At 63.6% G+C, this 16,959-nt stretch carries 17 protein-coding genes and 1 other RNA gene; 7 read left to right on the top strand and 11 right to left on the bottom strand.

Annotated elements, in window-relative coordinates:
* Positions 1–185 precede the first annotated feature (185 nt).
* A complete protein-coding gene (gene rfaD / locus BM079_RS07390; RefSeq protein WP_090132448.1) occupies positions 186–1,145 on the top strand; it encodes an ADP-glyceromanno-heptose 6-epimerase in 960 nt (319 codons plus the stop codon).
* Entirely contained in the window at positions 1,142–2,158 is a 1,017-nt protein-coding gene (gene waaF, locus BM079_RS07385) for a lipopolysaccharide heptosyltransferase II (RefSeq protein WP_281243941.1), read from the top strand. Before rfaD ends, waaF begins: the two co-directional genes overlap by 4 nt.
* A gap of 64 nt (positions 2,159–2,222) precedes the next feature.
* On the opposite strand, the gene BM079_RS07380 is transcribed toward waaF, so the two are convergent.
* The 6 genes from BM079_RS07380 to BM079_RS07355 form a co-directional block, all read right to left on the bottom strand.
* Positions 2,223–2,852 carry a LysE family translocator gene (locus BM079_RS07380; protein WP_245742866.1) on the bottom strand — a complete coding sequence of 210 codons (630 nt, stop codon included), beginning with the start codon at positions 2,850–2,852 and terminating at the stop codon, positions 2,223–2,225.
* Positions 2,853–2,890: 38 nt separating this feature from the next.
* Positions 2,891–3,994, bottom strand: a complete 1,104-nt coding sequence (ddlA, locus tag BM079_RS07375) for a D-alanine--D-alanine ligase (RefSeq protein WP_090132446.1) — start codon at positions 3,992–3,994, stop codon at positions 2,891–2,893.
* A gap of 84 nt (positions 3,995–4,078) precedes the next feature.
* Positions 4,079–5,131, bottom strand: a complete 1,053-nt coding sequence (locus BM079_RS07370) for a glycosyltransferase family 4 protein (RefSeq protein ID WP_245742865.1) — start codon at positions 5,129–5,131, stop codon at positions 4,079–4,081.
* A gap of 92 nt (positions 5,132–5,223) precedes the next feature.
* Entirely contained in the window at positions 5,224–6,030 is an 807-nt protein-coding gene (locus BM079_RS07365) for a glycosyltransferase family 2 protein (RefSeq protein ID WP_090132442.1), read from the bottom strand.
* Positions 6,027–6,764, bottom strand: a complete 738-nt coding sequence (locus BM079_RS07360; protein ID WP_090132440.1) for a DUF3413 domain-containing protein — start codon at positions 6,762–6,764, stop codon at positions 6,027–6,029. Before BM079_RS07360 ends, BM079_RS07365 begins: the two co-directional genes overlap by 4 nt.
* Positions 6,765–6,767: 3 nt before the next feature.
* Positions 6,768–7,490: a 3-deoxy-D-manno-octulosonic acid kinase gene (locus BM079_RS07355; RefSeq protein WP_090132439.1), complete on the bottom strand. Its 723-nt coding sequence runs from the start codon at positions 7,488–7,490 to the stop codon at positions 6,768–6,770.
* Here BM079_RS07355 and BM079_RS07350 point away from each other — a divergent pair.
* The 3 genes from BM079_RS07350 to waaA are packed head-to-tail and all read left to right on the top strand — an operon-like array spanning position 7,489 to position 11,358.
* A complete protein-coding gene (locus BM079_RS07350) occupies positions 7,489–8,592 on the top strand; it encodes a glycosyltransferase family 9 protein (protein WP_090132437.1) in 1,104 nt (367 codons plus the stop codon). The genes BM079_RS07355 and BM079_RS07350 overlap by 2 nt on opposite strands.
* The gene (gene hldE, locus BM079_RS07345; RefSeq protein WP_090132435.1) at positions 8,582–10,036 is read left to right on the top strand and encodes a bifunctional D-glycero-beta-D-manno-heptose-7-phosphate kinase/D-glycero-beta-D-manno-heptose 1-phosphate adenylyltransferase HldE; all 1,455 of its coding nucleotides are present in this window, start codon (positions 8,582–8,584) and stop codon (positions 10,034–10,036) included. Before BM079_RS07350 ends, hldE begins: the two co-directional genes overlap by 11 nt.
* 8 nt (positions 10,037–10,044) lie before the next feature.
* A complete protein-coding gene (waaA, locus tag BM079_RS07340; protein WP_090132433.1) occupies positions 10,045–11,358 on the top strand; it encodes a lipid IV(A) 3-deoxy-D-manno-octulosonic acid transferase in 1,314 nt (437 codons plus the stop codon).
* Positions 11,359–11,381: 23 nt separating this feature from the next.
* Here the strand turns inward: waaA and BM079_RS07335 are convergent, their stop codons facing one another.
* Positions 11,382–11,720 (bottom strand): hypothetical protein, encoded by a 339-nt coding sequence (locus BM079_RS07335; RefSeq protein WP_090132431.1) that lies wholly within the window; start codon positions 11,718–11,720, stop codon positions 11,382–11,384.
* Between the two features lie 276 nt (positions 11,721–11,996).
* The gene (rpiA, locus tag BM079_RS07330; protein ID WP_090132428.1) at positions 11,997–12,683 is read right to left on the bottom strand and encodes a ribose-5-phosphate isomerase RpiA; all 687 of its coding nucleotides are present in this window, start codon (positions 12,681–12,683) and stop codon (positions 11,997–11,999) included.
* A gap of 135 nt (positions 12,684–12,818) precedes the next feature.
* Between rpiA and ilvA the strand changes: the two genes are divergently transcribed.
* Positions 12,819–14,393: a threonine ammonia-lyase, biosynthetic gene (ilvA, locus tag BM079_RS07325; protein WP_090132426.1), complete on the top strand. Its 1,575-nt coding sequence runs from the start codon at positions 12,819–12,821 to the stop codon at positions 14,391–14,393.
* A gap of 384 nt (positions 14,394–14,777) precedes the next feature.
* On the opposite strand, the gene BM079_RS07320 is transcribed toward ilvA, so the two are convergent.
* The 3 genes from BM079_RS07320 to BM079_RS07310 form a co-directional block, all read right to left on the bottom strand.
* Positions 14,778–15,533: a 5-formyltetrahydrofolate cyclo-ligase gene (locus BM079_RS07320; protein WP_090132423.1), complete on the bottom strand. Its 756-nt coding sequence runs from the start codon at positions 15,531–15,533 to the stop codon at positions 14,778–14,780.
* A gap of 2 nt (positions 15,534–15,535) precedes the next feature.
* Positions 15,536–15,719: non-coding RNA, 6S RNA (gene ssrS / locus BM079_RS07315), on the bottom strand.
* Between the two features lie 69 nt (positions 15,720–15,788).
* Complete coding sequence (locus BM079_RS07310) at positions 15,789–16,088, bottom strand: cell division protein ZapA (RefSeq protein ID WP_090132421.1); 300 nt, start codon at positions 16,086–16,088, stop codon at positions 15,789–15,791.
* A 214-nt stretch (positions 16,089–16,302) separates the two neighbouring features.
* Between BM079_RS07310 and BM079_RS07305 the strand changes: the two genes are divergently transcribed.
* On the top strand, positions 16,303–16,929 hold the full coding sequence (locus BM079_RS07305; RefSeq protein ID WP_090132419.1) for a UPF0149 family protein: 627 nt from the start codon (positions 16,303–16,305) through the stop codon (positions 16,927–16,929).
* Positions 16,930–16,959 lie beyond the last annotated feature (30 nt).

Raw genomic sequence — 16,959 nt, 5'->3', positions numbered from 1 at the left:
CATGAATTCAATAGCCCACAAGTATACAATCAGCGCCATGCGGGTTATAGGGCCGCGTCGATTCGACGTGGCCCGCGCCACGGCAGGCGCACCGGATATCTATCCCGGCAGGCACTACGCTTGTCACGAACCGACAGGCGCATTCGGCTGCGCTGCCCTTCAAGTTCAAAGCAGGAGTACGTCCCATGATCGTCGTTACCGGCGGTGCCGGCTTTATTGGCGCCAATCTGGTCAAGGCACTCAATGCGCGCGGCCGCGAGGATATTGTTGTCGTTGACGACATGACCGATGGCACGAAATTTCGCAATCTGGCCGACTGCCAGATCCAGGACTATCTCGACAAAAGCGACTTTCTCGAGCGCCTGCGTCGTGATTCCCGCTTGCCGCGCATCGAAGCAGTCTTCCATGAGGGGGCCTGCTCGGCGACCACCGAGTGGAACGGCCAGTACATGCTGGAGAACAACTTCGAGTACTCCAAGGTGCTGCTGGAGTACTGCCAGACGCATCAGATTCCCTTTCTTTACGCCTCATCGGCGGCGACCTATGGCGGCAGCGAGGTCTTTGTCGAGGCGCGCGAACATGAAAAGCCGCTCAACGTGTATGGCTATTCCAAGCTTCTGTTCGACCAGTACGTGCGCGCGCGTTGGGACCAGCTGACCACCCAGGTGGTGGGCTTTCGCTATTTCAACGTCTACGGCCCGCGCGAGCAGCACAAGGGCTCGATGGCCAGCGTGGCTTATCATCACTACACCCAGGTGATGAACGGCGAGAACCCGAAGCTGTTTGGCGCTTATGACGGCTACGAGGCCGGCATGCAGAGCCGCGACTTTATCCATGTCGATGACGTGGTGGATGTGAACCTGTGGTTTCTCGACAACCCCGATAAATCCGGCATCTTCAATCTGGGCACCGGGCGCGCCGAGCCCTTCAGGACCATTGCCGAAACGGTGATCGAAATGACCGGGCGTGGCGAGATCGATTTCATCGACTTTCCCGAGCACCTCAAGGGGCGCTATCAGAGCTACACCTGTGCTGATATCTCGCGTCTGCGCGAGGCGGGCTACGACCGGGAGTTCCGCGGTCTGGCCCGCGGCGTGCGGGACTACATGCACGCTCTCGGCGTGACGGGGAACCGCGATTCGTGAGTGATTCGTCACAACGCAGTGCCAGAGGCGAGCGCATTCTGGTCGTCGGCCCTTCCTGGGTCGGCGACATGGTCATGGCGCAGAGCCTTTTCATCACGCTGAAAAACCATGACGCCAACTGCGTGATCGACGTCATGGGCCCCAAGTGGTCGGCGCCGATGCTCGAGCGCATGCCGCAGGTGCGTCGGGCCATCGTGCTGGAAACCGGTCACGGTGAGACCGGATTGCGGACACGCTGGCGGCTGGGACGCTCGCTGAAGGGCGTGTACGACCGGGCGATCGTGCTGCCGCGCTCGCTCAAATCGGCGCTGGTGCCGTTTTTTGCCGGCATCCCTCGCCGGGTCGGCTTTACTGGTGAGCAGCGCTACGTCGTGCTGACCGAACGACGACGGCTCGACAAGGTGGTGCTGGATCAGACCGTCAAGCGCTTCGTGTCGCTGGGGCTGCCACTCGAGGGCACCTCGGATGCGATTCCCGAGCCGCATCTGCAGGTGGATACCGCGCGCCAGCGCTCGCTTCGCGAGGTGCATGGCCTGCATCAGGCGCTGATCGCGATGATGCCCGGGGCCGAATACGGTCCGGCCAAGCAGTGGCCGCTGCCCCATTTTCGCCAGGTGGCCGAGGCGATGACGGCGCGAGGCTATCAGGTCATCGTGCTGGGTGGGCCGAAGGACCAGGAGGCCGGCGAGACGATCAGTGATGGGCTGTCCGGAGTGATCAATCTGTGCGGTGAGACCAGTCTGACGGACGCCGTCGATCTGCTCGGCGCCTGCGAACAGGCCATCAGCAACGACTCTGGGCTGATGCACGTGGCCGCTGCCGTCGGCACCCATGTCCAGGCGATTTACGGCTCCTCAACGCCCAACTACACACCACCTCTGACGGCGGCGCGGGACATCCACTGGCTCAATCTCTCCTGTTCGCCGTGTTTTGAGCGCATCTGTCCGCTGGGGCATAAGCGCTGTCTGCACGACATCACGCCCGATCAGGTCATCGCCCGGCTGCCGTCTTGAGCCCGTGCGTCATGAGGACGGTCATCATGCGTCATGGGCATTGGCGCTACGCAGATTTGAGAGATCAGCGGGTCACGGCCAGCAACCGCGCGCCGAGTGCGATGAACACGGTGCCCATGAGGCGATCCAGCCACTGCGCCAGCCGCTCGCGTCGGCGCAGCCATCCGGTCAGGCGCGCGGCACCCAGCACGATTCCAAGCTCGATGGGTATGGCCACCGCAATGGTCAGCATGCCCAGCAGCAACAGCTGCAGCGGCACCGGACCGGCCTCCGGGCGCACGAACTGGGGCAGAAAGGCCATGAAGAACAGCGCCGTCTTGGGGTTTAAAAGATCCACCAGCACCCCCTGGCGAAAGGCGCGCCATGGCCCGGTTGGGCGAGCGATGGTCTCGGGCGGACGGAACTGCTCGCCGGCGTGGCGCAGTGCCTGCACGCCGAGATAGAAGAGATAGAGCGCGCCTGCCAGCTTGACCGCGGTAAAGGCGGTGGCGGAGGCCATGACGATGGCCGACAGTCCCAGGGCAGCGGCCAGTACATGCCCCATGGCGCCGCACCACAGCCCGGCGCCGGCCGCCAGACCTTCGCGGCGGCCGCCGCTGGCGCTTTTGGCCATGAGATAGAGCATGTCCGGTCCCGGCGTCAGATTGATCATCAGCGCCGCACTCAGGAAAAGCCCCCAATAGGTGATGTCCACCGTCGCTTCCTCGATAATGTCCGGGCCCGGGTGGGTCGTCAGTCGTGTCGGTCGCTGTCCAGCGCGCGGTCCTGCGCATGGCGCTCAAGCGCCAGTTCGATCAGACGCGTGACCAGCGCCGGATAGTTCAGACCGCTGGCCTGCCAGAGCTTTGGATACATGCTGATGCGAGTAAAGCCCGGGAGCGTGTTGATCTCGTTGATGATCACGCGCTCATCCGGGGTGAGGAACACATCGACCCGCGCCAGTCCGGCGCACTCCAGCGTTTTAAAGGCCTCAAGTGCGATACGACGAATCTCGTCGCTGGCGGCGTGGCTGATATCGGCCGGTACGGCCACGGCGGCACCGGACTCGCTGATGTACTTGGTGTCGTAGGAGTAGAAGCCGTCATCGTTGAGGATGATCTCGCCGCACAGGCTTGCCTCGATCTCGTCATTGCCGAGAATGGCGCATTCGATCTCGCGCCCCTTGATGGCGGACTCGACCAGCGCCTTGTGGTCAAAGGAGAGCGCCAGTGCCAGCGCCCTTTCAAGTTCTTCGGCGCTGCTGACCCGGCTGACCCCGACGGAGGAGCCCTGATTGGCCGGCTTGACGAACAGCGGGGTGCCCAGCTGCTCGCTCAGTGCGCTGAAATCGGCACTGGCGGCGCTTTTGCGGGTAAAGGTGACAAAGGGGGCCACGGCCAGACCCGCATCGCGCAGCAGACGCTTGGTCACGTCCTTGTCCATGCTGACCGCCGAGCCCAGCACGCCGCTGCCGACAAACGGCAGATTGGCCATGCGCAAGAGTCCCTGCAGCGAGCCGTCCTCGCCGAGCGTGCCGTGCACGATGGGAAAGACCACATCAAGCTGCTCCAGCGCTGCCTGGCGGTCGGTCTCGATCAGCTGGGCCTGCTCACGGCCGGGCATGACGGCCAGGTCACGCCGGGAGTGATGCAGCGCGATGCGGGCCGGATCATCGGCATTGTCCAGATAGTGCTCGGCGTCGTTGACGTGCCACTGCCCCTGCTTGTCGATGCCGATCAGCGTCACTTCAAAACGCTGACGATCGAGGGCATCGACGATGTTGCGCGCGGACTGCAGCGACACTTCATGCTCGGCCGACCTGCCGCCAAAGATGACCCCAACCCTGATTTTTTCCATGACCACTCCGATAGGCATACGTCTTCGATGCGCGCATGATGCCACGTTCAGGCGCTGCTGTGCGTGTTCGTCCCGTGGATGGCCTCAGGGCGCTTTGCCCTCGATGAGCTGTGCGTAAAGCGTGCGGTAGCGGCTTGCCATGGCCTCGGGCGTGAAGCTCTCCAGACGCTGACAGGCGCCGCGGGTCAGACGTGCCCCGCGGGCGGGATCATCCTTCAGTGCCACGATCGCATCATGCAGGGCGTTGCTGTCGTTGGGGGGGATCAGCACGCCGCTCTCCTCATTGACCACGATGTCGGGAATGCCATCAACATCGCTTGCGATGATCGGCACTTCGGCGTCCATGACGTCCAGCAGCGTCGAGCCCAGCCCCTCATTGCGTGACGGGAAAACAAACAGATCCATCGCCGCCAGATAATCGCCCACGTTGGACTGAAAACCCTCCCAGATGACGTTGTCGAGCCCCTCGCTGTCACGCTTGAGACGCGCTTCGTCTTCGCCGCTACCCAGCAGCAAAAAGACAATATCCGGGTGGGTGTCGGCCAGCCGCCGTGCCGCCTCGATGATCAGGCGCTGCCCCTTGTGACGATCCACCAGTGCGCCCACGTGGCCGACCACGTAGCGTCCCTCGAAGCGGTTTTTCAGCGTTTCGACCACGGTGGTACTGCGGGTGAAATGTGACAGGGCGCTGGGAATGCGGGTGACCGGGCACCAGTGGCGTGCCTGAAGATGCGCCTCGATGGGCGAAGAGATGGCCACCGCGGTGGCTGCGCTGCCATAGGTGCGGCGGTTGAACCACTTGTCCTTGATTGGCTGCGGGACGCGCCGGGTCAGGAGATAGGGCGTACGGCGCAGCTTTGAGTGCCACCAGGCCCAGTGGACGGCGCGGGCTTCGTGGGCGTGGACCAGATCCACCTCGGGGGTATGCTTGTGACCGACCCACATCTGATGGGCGTCCACAAGCGTCAGCCCTTCAACATCGGAGAGGGCCTGACGCAGCGGGGAGTCCTGGCGGCATACCAGCGTCTGGGTAATGTCGTGGGCGGCCAGCTGCTCGATCAGCAGCTGGGTCTGGCGTTCGCCGCCGCGAAAGCCGCGCGCCAGATTGACGTGACAGATATGCAAGGGATCACTCACCTGTGAAGGAATCGATGCGTCAAGGGTGGCGCATGAAAGGGCACCAGGGCCAGCGATAATACCGGGGGCGGCCGTGGGCCCGAACCAGGGGGTTACCAGACCTGGTTGAAGTCCTCGCGCTCGCGTACCTGCGGGTCGCGCTGGAACTCCAGGAGCTTGGCGTATTTCAGATAGGCGTTGACGCCGGCCGACAGCGATACCGACAGGCCGTCCAGCCCGGCCAGACAGCCGCGCTGAAAAAGATATTTGCGCACAAAGGCATTGGCACCGTGAATCAACGGTGAGCAAGCGTTCACTTTTTTGCCCTTGAGATACATGATCTTGGCGGCGCGGGTGGAAAATCGCCCTCCGGCCTTGGTGAAAAGCTCCGCCAGATTGGCAAAGGAGTAGTGCTCGATATCGGCATCCAGCGCTTGAGGGCTCCGGGCCTGCACGCTTGAGTGCTGGCGCGAGTCGGAAAAGGCCGTGCGGTCGCGATCAAAAAGGCGCAGGCAGTAATCGGGATACCAGCCGCAGCGCTTGACCCAGCGTGAACCGATAAAATTGCGCCGGCGCAGGGCAAAGCCGTCGTGCGGTGTGTCGGCAAGCTGCAGGGCACTGATGGCCGTGACCGCCTCATCGGTGAGGCGTTCATCGGCATCCAGCGACAGCACCCAGCGGTGGGTGGCGGCCTTCGGGCCGACGTTTTTCTGCGGGCCGTCACCCAGATAGGGCTGCTCGATCACCCGGGCACCGAAGGCCCGGGCCAGCGCGCAGGTGTCATCTGCCGAGCCCGAATCCACCACGATCAGCTCATCGCATACGCGCTCAAGCGACGTCAGGCAGGCCTCGATGCTGGCCGCCTCATTGAGCGTGATGACCACGCCGGTGATCGGCGTACGGGCAGCGGCGGTACTCATTGGCTCTCCTCGGCGCCATCCGGCATGTCGCCGGTGTCACGAGTGGTCGGGTCAACGCTGTCGTCGATGGCCGGGCCGTTGCTCTGATCGCGCTGGGTGGCCGCCTCACGGGCCTCGGGCACGGGCGTGGCCGGCTCGCCCATCAGCGCCTGCGTATCGGTATCCTGCGAGTGGAGCGCGGCGGTCTGATCGGTATCGGTGGCGATATCGATGCCCACGCTTGCCATCAAAAGGATCGGCATCAGCAGCACGGCGCTCCACACCGGGAAGGCCATGCGCCGTGCGCGCGCCATGATGCGCCAGGAAAGCCACAGTTCTACCAGCGCGATCAGGGCCACACCGCCGCCGGTAACGGCCCATTGAGCGGTGGAAAGCGCCGGCTTGTCTTCGCCGGACAGATCCGCCAGGTGCGCGCCGGCGGCGCTGAACAGCTGCGTATCGACCCAGATGGCGCCCAGCCCCAGCGTGCCCAGCACGGTGCAGGGCCAGATCAGCAGGCGACGCTTGAGAAACAGCGACAGCAGCGCCGGCAGCAGCCAGAGGGCTACGGCCAGCGTACCCAGCCCGCCCAGCCAGGCACAGATCAGCCAGACAATGCCCAGCCCCTCTTCGGGTATCCGGACCATCGGCAGGTAGCGCAGCGACAGTAGCCAGACAAGGATCAGATTGAACAGGGCAAAAAAGGCAGTGGCGCGCAGTCGAAACCGCAGGGAATCTTCACTTGAACGAGGCATGATCTAACTCGATTGATATCCGTGATTGATGGGGGCCATGAGGGCTCTGGCCTGTCCGGGGGCAAACTTTTCCAGAGAACGCTCAAGACGTGCAAGGTTGTCGGCCTGCCAGCGTCCTGGCGCGCGAAGCCGGCAGCGGTCCAGATCGATCAGCCATGGGGTGTCCCGGGCATCGATGAGGATATTGCGGGCGTTGAGATCGACATGATCGAGCCCTTCGGCATGGAAGCGTCGAATCATGCGGCCGCACTCGATCAAAAGGGGCTCATGGCAGGCTGCAGCGTCAGGAGACGACACCCGCGTTGCCAGTGCGCGGGCGCCGTCAATGTGTCGGGTGATCAGCGCGGCCCGATAGAACAGGCCGTCTCTCCAGGCGCAGGCGCCGATCGGCTGTGGTACCGGCAGACCGCGCTCGAACAGGGTGGCCAGCAGGCGGCATTCACGAAAGGCGCGGTTGCGCTCAAGGCCTGTCCAGACATAATGCTCGGCGCTCAGGCGCGCGATGGCACCGCCGCGGCGATACTGGCGCAGCACCCATGCCTGCTCGCCGGCGCAAACGAACAGGCTTTCACCGCGTCCCGGGGCCTGTCCGGTAACGGCCTCGTGCGAACGCCACCAGCCGGCGGTGAAGTGTTCGGGCTCAAGCGCCGGACGGCCGGTTTGTGGCGCCGTTTGAGCATCATATAGAATGTGCGCATTCGCTTTTCGGGAAGTCATCATCCGCATGAAGCATCCTTTGCCCGCGCGACCCGCGCATATCTGTGTATTGCGGTTATCCGCTCTCGGCGATGTCTGCAATCTCGTCCCGACCGTTCGAGCGTTGCAGCGCCAGTGGCCCGACGCCCGGATCACCTGGATCATCGGCCGGGCGGAGCACAGTTTACTGGCCGGCCTCTCCGGGGTCGAGTTCATGGTCTATGACAAGTCCACCGGGCTTGCCGGCATGCGCACGCTGTGGCGCGAGCTTCGTGATACGCGCTTTGACGTGCTGCTGCACATGCAGCAGTCCATTCGTGCCAGTGTTCTCTCGCTGGGGCTCAAGGCCGATGTGCGGCTGGGCTATGACCGCGCCCGTGCCAAGGACTGGCAGACCTGGTTTACCAACCGTCAGCTCACACCGCACTCGAAGGCGCACGTGCTCGAGTCGTTCATGGACTTCGCCCGTGAGATGGGCATCAAAAATGATCGGCTCGAGTGGGACATCCCGCTGCCGGAGGCCGCCCGCGACGAGGCCCGAGGGTTTCTGGAGGGCCGACCGGCGCTGGTCATCAGCCCGTGTGCCAGTCCGCGACTTCGCAACTTTCGCAACTGGTCAGCGGAGGGCTACGCCGCCGTGATCGATCACGCCTGGCGCCGTCACGGCCTGACCACTTTTCTGACCGGTGGCACCAGCGCCCAGGAGCTCGAGATGTGCGAGCGCATTGCCGCCGGCGTTGGCGAGGCCACGCCGGTCAATCTGCTGGGGCGCACCTCGCTCAAGGGGCTTCTGGCGCTGATTGATGAGGCGCGTATGGTGATTGCACCCGACTCCGGACCGGTCCACATGGCCAACGCCATGAACACGCCGGTGCTGGGGCTCTTTGCCACCACCAATCCCGAGCGCGCCGCGCCCTGGTGCTGGCGCGAACACGTCGTCAATCGCTATCCCGATGCCGTGGCCACCTACCTGCACAAGTCACCGGACGAGATCGTCTGGGGCACCCGCGTTCGCCATGAGGATGCGATGTCACTGATTACCTTTGAGGATGTCATCAACCGGCTCGACGAGCTGCTGACGCTGACCGCCGATCACGACAAGGCCGCCGGAGGGCAACGCCATGATGTTTGATCCCGCCATGCTTCAACGCGCCCGCGTCATGGTGGTCGGTGACGTCATGCTCGACCGCTACTGGCACGGCCCCACCTCGCGCATCTCACCGGAGGCGCCGGTACCGGTGGTGCGCGTTGACGACAGCGAGGACCGTCCGGGCGGTGCGGCCAACGTGGCGCTCAACATCGCCGCGCTGGATGCCAGGGTCACGCTTTCCGGGCTGATCGGCTGCGATGACAACGCCGCCATTCTGGACGATCTGCTGGCCCGGGCCGGCATCGCCTCGCGCTTTCAGCGCAGCGCCGAGATTCCTACCATCACCAAGCTGCGCGTGATGAGCCGCAACCAGCAGCTGATTCGGCTCGATTTCGAATCCTCCCTGGAGGGCGTGAATACCGATGAGCTGATGGATCAGGTCGGTGAGGCGCTGGCCGATACTGATCTGATGATCCTGTCCGATTACGGCAAGGGGACGCTGGCGCAGGTGCAGGCGCTGATCGCAGCGGGCCGGCAGGCCGGCAGGCGGGTGCTGATCGACCCCAAGGGCAGCGATTTCAGTCGCTACCGCGGGGCGAGCATCATCACGCCCAATCTAAGCGAGTTTGAAACCGTGGTGGGGCGCTGCCACAGCGAGACCGAACTGACCACGCGCGGCGAAAGGCTGCGCGCCGAACTCGAGCTTGAAGCGCTTTTGATCACGCGCAGCGAGCGCGGCATGACGCTGATTCGTGAAGGCCATCCGCCGCTGCATCTGCCGACACGGGCACAGGAAGTGTTCGACGTGACCGGCGCCGGCGATACGGTCATTGGCGTGCTGGGCCTTGCCCTGGCGGCGGGCCAGAGCCTGCCGGATGCCATGGGACTGGCCAATCTGGCGGCCGGGCTGGTGGTCGCCAAGCCCGGCACCGCCACGGTGTCGGTGGCCGAGATCGAGGCGGCACTGAATGCCGACCACGGCGTGGCGGCCGGCCATGGCGTGATCGATGCCGACACGCTGACGACCGCCGTGCGCGGCGCACAGGTGCGCGGCGAACGTATTGTCATGACCAACGGCTGCTTTGATCTGCTGCATGCCGGGCATGTCAGCTATCTCGAACAGGCCCGGTCCCAGGGGGATCGGCTGATCGTGGCGGTCAACGATGACGCCTCGGTGACCCGTCTCAAGGGCGAAGGGCGCCCGATCACGCCGCTTGAGCATCGCATGGCGGTGCTGGCCGGCCTGCGCGCCGTGGACTGGGTGGTGGCCTTTGGCGAGGACACCCCGGCGGATCTGATTGCCACCGTGCTGCCGGATGTGCTGGTCAAGGGTGGCGACTATCGTGTCGAGGAGATCGCCGGTGGTGAGGCCGTCATGGCCAACGGCGGCGAGGTGCGGGTGCTCAACTTCGAGGAAGGACTCTCCACCACCGGCACCATCAGCGCGATCGTTTCGCGCAGCGCGCGCCGCAGCGAACAGGAGTAGACCGCCCCATGGGACGACGCCTCTATTCTGCGCTGTTATACGCGCTTTCGCCTCTGATCTGGCGCCGCCTGCGCCGCGAGCATCTGGAGGATCACCCGCGCGGAGAGCGGCTGGGGCGCATCCCGACCTATCACGACGAGCGGGTGCTGTGGGTGCATGCCGCCTCCGTGGGGGAGGTGGTGACTGCCCGGCCGCTGATCCGCTCGCTGATCGATGATTACCCGGAGCACCGGGTGATCGTGACGACGATGACCGCCACCGGCGCGCGCCAGGTGCAGACGCTGTTCGGCGATCTGGTGACCCATCATTTCGTGGCGCTGGATTTCCCCGGCGCCACCCGGCGCTTCGTGCAGCGTCTGGACCCTGAAATCACCATCATTGTCGAAACCGAGATCTGGCCCAACCTGATTCACGCCTGCGCGATGGCCGGCATTCCGGTCGCCATCGTCAACGCCCGCATCACGTCGCGCGGCTTTGCCCGCTACCAGCGCTTTTCGAAGCTGATGGGCGAGGCGATTCGCCGGCTGGCCTGGGTTGGCGCCAAGTCTGCCGAAGACGCCAAGCGCTTTCGCGCGCTGGGCGTGTCGGCCCGCCGGCTCAACGTTACCGGGGCGCTTAAGTACGATCTGCACGTTGATGACAGCGTCTTCGAGCGTGGCGAAGCGCTGCGTGACATGATCGGTGATCGGCCGGTCTGGGTGGCCGGCTCGACTCATGAGGGCGAGGAGTCGCAGCTTCTGGCCGCGCACGAGCGGTTTCTGGCGCGCTTTCCCGACGCGCTGCTGATTCTGGTGCCGCGCCATCCGCAGCGCTTTGACGAGGTCTTCGAACTGTGCGCCCGCGAGGGCATGACGGTGGCGCGTCGCAGCGAAGGAGAGCCTGCCGGGCCCGGTACGCAGGTATATCTGGGCGACACCATGGGGGAGCTGATGACATTCTACGCCGCCGGCGACATCGCCTTCGTGGGCGGCTCACTGGTGGATATCGGCGGCCATAACCTGCTGGAGCCGGCCGCCCTCGGTCTGCCCGTGGTCAGCGGGCCGTCGCTGTCGAGTCTGGGGGATGTGGTGACCACGCTGGATGAGGCCGGCGCCCGGGTCGAGGTGGCCAGTGGGGGCATGCTGGGCGAGATGCTGGTGTCGCTGCAGCTGGACGAGACGCGCCGGGAAACGCTGGGGCGCAATGCACTGGCGGTGGTCAACGCCAATCGCGGGGCGCTGGGACACACCCGGGACTATCTGGGACGGCTGATCCGCGCCCGTGAGCTGCACGAGCCCTGGCCGCTGGCCGATGAGCACCCGCCGGGCGGCGAGCGCCCTTGATCAGGTTGCCGGTCATCCGGCCTTTAGTGATCCAGTCGTGACGCCTGGCGCCAGCCGTGCTGTCGGGCGTGATGGCCGAGATAGGCGGCCAGACGCGTGCGAATATCACTCATGGGGGCGCCGGGACCGATGATGGTGGTTCGGCTCATCAGCGTATACTGATGACGCTCGATGTTGAACCACACGCTCATCAGCGGCCGGATGGTATTGCCGCGGATCAGTTCGAAATGAAGCGAATGATCCGCGCCCCTGACTCGGACGCCTTCCATGCCCAGCGTCTCATGAGCCTCCAGCAGCGCCCGGCGCAGCTGATTCAGGGGTGCGGGGGTGTCCTTGAGTACAGCACCACTGCCGTGTTGCATGCTCAACCCTCTTTCTTGTCATGATGGATGCGATTCAGAGGACCGGATGCTCTCTGATGATCAGCAGTGGCGTGATTGGTTCACGACATGCCGGACTCCCTGACGGAGCCGGACTGTCGGTGCCCAACTCATGCAGCGTAGTCGTGGCGTGCAGATCATAGTGATAAACGAGGGTAATGTTCTGCGGCTAAAGCGTGATCAAATGTTGCTGTATGGAAATCGGCCGTGAGTCACTGGTAACTCACGGCGTGCAGGGGCAGCGCAAGGCTTCAAGGATCAACGAGAGGGTGTCAGACGCTGAACGCCCTCGGCGGTGCCCAGCAGTAAAAGGTCAGCGCCGCGATGGGCAAACAGACCGTTGCTGACCACGCCGGCAATCTGGTTGATGCGGGTTTCCAGATCGCGGGCATCATCGATCAGCTGGTCATAAAGATCGATGATCTGGTTGCCGTTGTCGGTGACCACGCCCTGACGATAGACGGGACTGAAACCGAGCTTGACCATCTCGCGCGCCACATGGGAGCGCGCCATGGGGATGACTTCGATGGGCAGCGGAAAGCCGCCCAGCTGGCGGACATGCTTGGAGCCGTCGGCAATGCAGACAAACCGTCTGGCGCAGGCCGCGACAATCTTCTCCCGGGTCAGGGCCGCGCCGCCGCCCTTGATCATGGCAAAATCACCGTCGATCTCGTCGGCACCATCGACGTAGACGCTCAGCGTGCCGGCCTGGTTGAGGTCGAACACTTCGATGCCGATCGCCTTCAGCCGCCGCTCGGTTTCCGTGGAGCTGGCCACGGCACCGGCAAAGTCACCGCGCAGCGCCGCGAGCGCCTCGATAAAGCAGTTGACGGTCGAGCCCGAGCCCACGCCCAGTATGGTGTCACGGGCCAGATCGGAACGTATCTCCTCAACGGCCGCCTGTGCCACCGCCTGCTTGAGCTTCGACTGATCCTGGGATGTCATGGTGTCTCCGAATATGGTGATGTTCTACAGCGGCCCATCAAGCGTATCATGGCGATGATCACGGGCACTGTCGATCATTGCATGTGGCGCGCCCGCCCTGCGGGCCATTGTTTCACGTGAAACAATGGCCCGTGCATGTCATGTTGTCCGGTGCCGCTGGATGTTGCCCTTCAAGTCACTGCCCAGGATATGAGAATGCTGGAAGCCTACGCCAAGAGAATCCTTCAGGCCCGCGTTTACGAAGCGGCTGTCGAGACGCCCATTTCCGACATGCCCCAGATGTCCAGGCGTCTCGACAATCACATTCTTCTCAAGCGTGAGGACCTGCAGCCGGTCTACTCCTTCAAGATTCGGGGCGCCTACAACTGCATGGCACAGCTTGATGCCGAGCAGCGCGCCAAGGGGGTGATTACCGCCTCGGCGGGCAATCACGCTCAGGGCGTCTCAATGGCTGCCAAAAGAATGGGCATCCACGCCACCATTGTCATGCCGCGCATCACGCCCGAAATCAAGGTGGCGGCCGCGCGTGCGCGGGGGGCGGAGGTGGTGCTCAAGGGCGATGCCTTCAATGATGCCCTGATACACGCCAGGGCCCTGATGGAAGAGCATGGCTACGCCTGGATTCCGCCCTTTGACCATCCGGATGTGATCGCCGGTCAGGGAACGGTGGCCATGGAGATTCTGCGCCAGCATCAGGGGCCGATCGATGCAGTGTTCGCGCCGGTTGGCGGCGGCGGCCTGCTGGCGGGTATGGCGGCCTATATCAAGTATCTGCGTCCGGACATCAGGGTTATTGGCGTGGAGCCCGAGGACGCGGCCTGTCTCAAGGCGGCGCTGGAAGCCGGCGAGCGGGTAACGCTGGATCAGGTGGGGCTGTTTGCCGAGGGCGTGGCCGTCTCCCAGATCGGCGAGGCGCCGTTCGAGATTCTGCGCCATCACGTCGATGAGGTGATCACGGTCAACACCGATGAGATGTGTGCCGCGGTCAAGGACATCTTCGAGGACACTCGCGCGGTCTCGGAGACCTCCGGGGCGCTGTCGCTGGCAGGGCTCAAGAAGTATGCCCAGCGCGAGGGCGTGCAGGGGCAAACCCTGATTGCCATCAATTCGGGCGCCAATCTCAACTTTGATCGGCTACAGCATATCGCCGAGCGTACCGAGTTCGGCGAGCAGCGCGAGGCCATCTTTGCTGTCACCATTCCCGAGCGCCCCGGCAGCTTCAAGGCGTTCTGCACGGCGCTGGGCCGTCGCATGGTCACCGAGTTCAACTATCGCTACGCTGATAAGGAACAGGCTCATATCTTCGTGGGGGTACAGGTACAGCCCGGTGGCGAAGACCGGCGCGAGGTGGCGCGCAAGCTCGAGTCGGCCGGCTACAGCGTCGAGGATCTGACCGACAACGAGCTGGCCAAGCTGCACGTTCGCCATCTTGGCGGCGGCCGTCCGCAGGAACCCTTCAGCGAGCGGCTCTATCGCTTTGAATTTCCCGAGCGCCCGGGCGCGCTGATGAACTTTCTCAATCATCTGCCCGGTGGCTGGAACATCTCCTTGTTCCACTACCGTAACCACGGCGCCGCCTACGGTCGGGTACTGATCGGCATGCAGGTGCCTGATGCCGACTGTGCCACGCTCGAGCAGCGTCTGGACGAGATCGGCTATCGCTATTTCCATGAAACCGATAATCCGGCCTATCGGCTGTTTGTCTCCTGACAGCAGATGCGCCGCAGGGAACCGCTAGATTGCAACGGTGTGTAATGTTGACGGGTTCAATATTGTGCTGATTCGGCGGCGCCACTATGATGGCGCCGCTGCGGCCTTTCAGAGCCGTTTCCCGTGCGTTTTTCTGTTGTCATGGAGCAGTGATGAGACGTAAACCCGATCTGGTCTTTACTCTGGTGGTCATTCTCGGACTGGGCGTTGTGGCCACGGGCTATGCCCAGAATGTAATGGGGTACTAGCCGTTCGGGGATCGGGATACGAAATACGGTGCTTCAACAGGGCACGTTATTCCGGGGTGCGCTGTCGCGTTCTGGAAGGTCTTTTAAAAAACGCATCCGAATGGATGCGTTTTTTTATGGGGAGATCACACGCTTTTCAGGCGTTGTGAGTGGCCGGCGTCAGGGTCTGTCGGTCGCTGACGATCAGATCGAGATTCACATCCCACGGTTGATGCGGCAGACGCTCGACCTGCTGACAGTGGTGTGCCACGCCGATGAGCGCCGGGCGAGGACCATCAGGGCGTGAGGCAAAGGCGAAGGTGCGGTCATAGAAGCCGCCGCCCATGCCGAGGCGGTGACCCTGAGCATCAAAACCTACCAGCGGCATCAAGACGACATCCAGTGCCCAGGGCGCAATGCGGCGAATGCGATCACCGCTCTGGCGCAGATCGGGCTCGGTAATTCTGAAGCGATTGAGCACCATGCGGGTGTCAAAGCGCCAGTGGACGAACCACAGACGATTTTCCACCAGCGGGCGCAGGACCGGCAGATAGACCTGCTTGCCGCGTCGGTGCAGCCATGCCACCAGCGGGGTGGGATCGATCTCGCCGTTTTCGGGCAGATACAGTGCCACGTGTCGTGCCCGGCGCAGCGGCGCCAGTCGCATCAGCCGACGTATCAGCGCCATGGAAGCCCGGCGCTGATCATGCTGGCTCAGCGTGCGGCGGCGTCGGCGTAGATCGCGTCGCAGGGCTCGACGATCGTCGGACGCCGGCAGGGGCGTGCTTGAGCGCTCACGGGCGGACAGGGGGGGTAACGGAAAACGACGTTGCGGGCGTGGAGTACGCAGGGCGAGCGAACGGGATCTGCGAGGACGCGATTGGCGCGCGGGGAGTGCGCTGCGCACTGACATGAGGGTTCTCCGGGAATGCCGCTGTTGTTCTGGCCCTGAACCTACTGGTTCAAGGTGGGTGACCGCAAGTGGACCATCAGGCTTTCCGTCGCGCGGACATGCACACAGGTCCACTCATAGTGGTCCCCTGGGTACTGCGCATAGGCTCAAGGGACGATAAACAACTGGCAAGCACCCCAGAGAACGAGGTCAATTCTAACAGATATTGCGGGGGGCTGCGCTACCTGATCCTTCAGACGGGCAGCGAGGAAGCGATCAGGAGGTGCGGGTCTTTTCCAGCGCTTTCTGCAGCCGCGCGTCAAGCCCTGCAAGCTTCTCTTCGAGCTCCTTGCGACGGCGCGTTTCATCACGCAGTTCATGAGTGATGTTCAGCCCCGCCATCATGGCGACCTTGTCGACGCTGATGGTGCGCCCTCGACTCTGGATACCGGCCATGGCCTGGTCGAAATAGCGCGCGGCTTCGTGCAGCGCCTGCTCTTCGCCGGGGGCGCAGCTGACAACGAAGTTCTGACCCATCAGGGTGATTTCTGCGGTCTGACGAGGACCTTGCGGCATGACATCACTTCCGGTACGGGCCAATTTCCGGCCGTTACGCTAAGATGGTGGGCAGCCATGCATGGTCCGTTGCCTGACGCTTTTGCCGGCAGGCAGGCCATGTCGCTGCGCTTGCAGCACCACTATAGAGAGACGACCGGGGGCGGTCAACGCGCGGCCCCCGGGCGAGAGTTCATGATTCCCGCCAAGGGAACAACCACGCAAGGGATGCAGTATGCCGTCCGGTGATAACGCCCTCGATTTCGCCACCATCAGCGATATTTTTCTTGCCCATGGCAGCCTGCAGTCGCCGGCCTTTTTCGACGGCTATCTGTGCGCGCGTCTGGCGCTTGAGGATATCAGCGCCGAGGACTGGCTGGGCCAGATCTGCGCTGCGCTGGGCGTGGAGGAGCCCGCGACCCGCGAGGATGCCGAGAAGCTTCTGGCGTGGCGCTCGATGGCGAAAGAGCGTCTGGATGCCCAGGAGATGAGTTTCGAGCCGCTGCTGCCCGATGAGCTGTTTTCGCTGGCCGAGCGGGCGCAGTCACTGGCGCTGTGGTGCCAGGGCTTTCACGAGGTGGTCGGCGAGGTGGATCATGACCAGCGCAGCCGCTGGTCGACGCCGCTGCAGGAAGGCGTGAGCGATATCGAGCAGCTCTCCCGCATCGATGACGATATCGAGGAGAGCAGCGAAAACGAAAACGATCTGTTTGCCCTGACCGAGCATGCTCGCATGACGGCCCTGATGCTGTATGTCGAACAGCATCCGGGACAGCCCGACGTCGAAAAACCCGAGCAGTCGTTCGAGGAAGGACTGAAGGAAGAGGGCCTTGACGGTGAGGATGGCGAACCCCGCCATTGAGCCGGGCGACCGACACCGCGCCATCAGGAC

Source organism: Kushneria avicenniae (genome assembly GCF_900112585.1).
Taxonomy (GTDB): Bacteria; Pseudomonadota; Gammaproteobacteria; order Pseudomonadales; family Halomonadaceae; genus Kushneria; species Kushneria avicenniae.
This window is presented reverse-complemented; position numbering and strand designations above follow the sequence as displayed.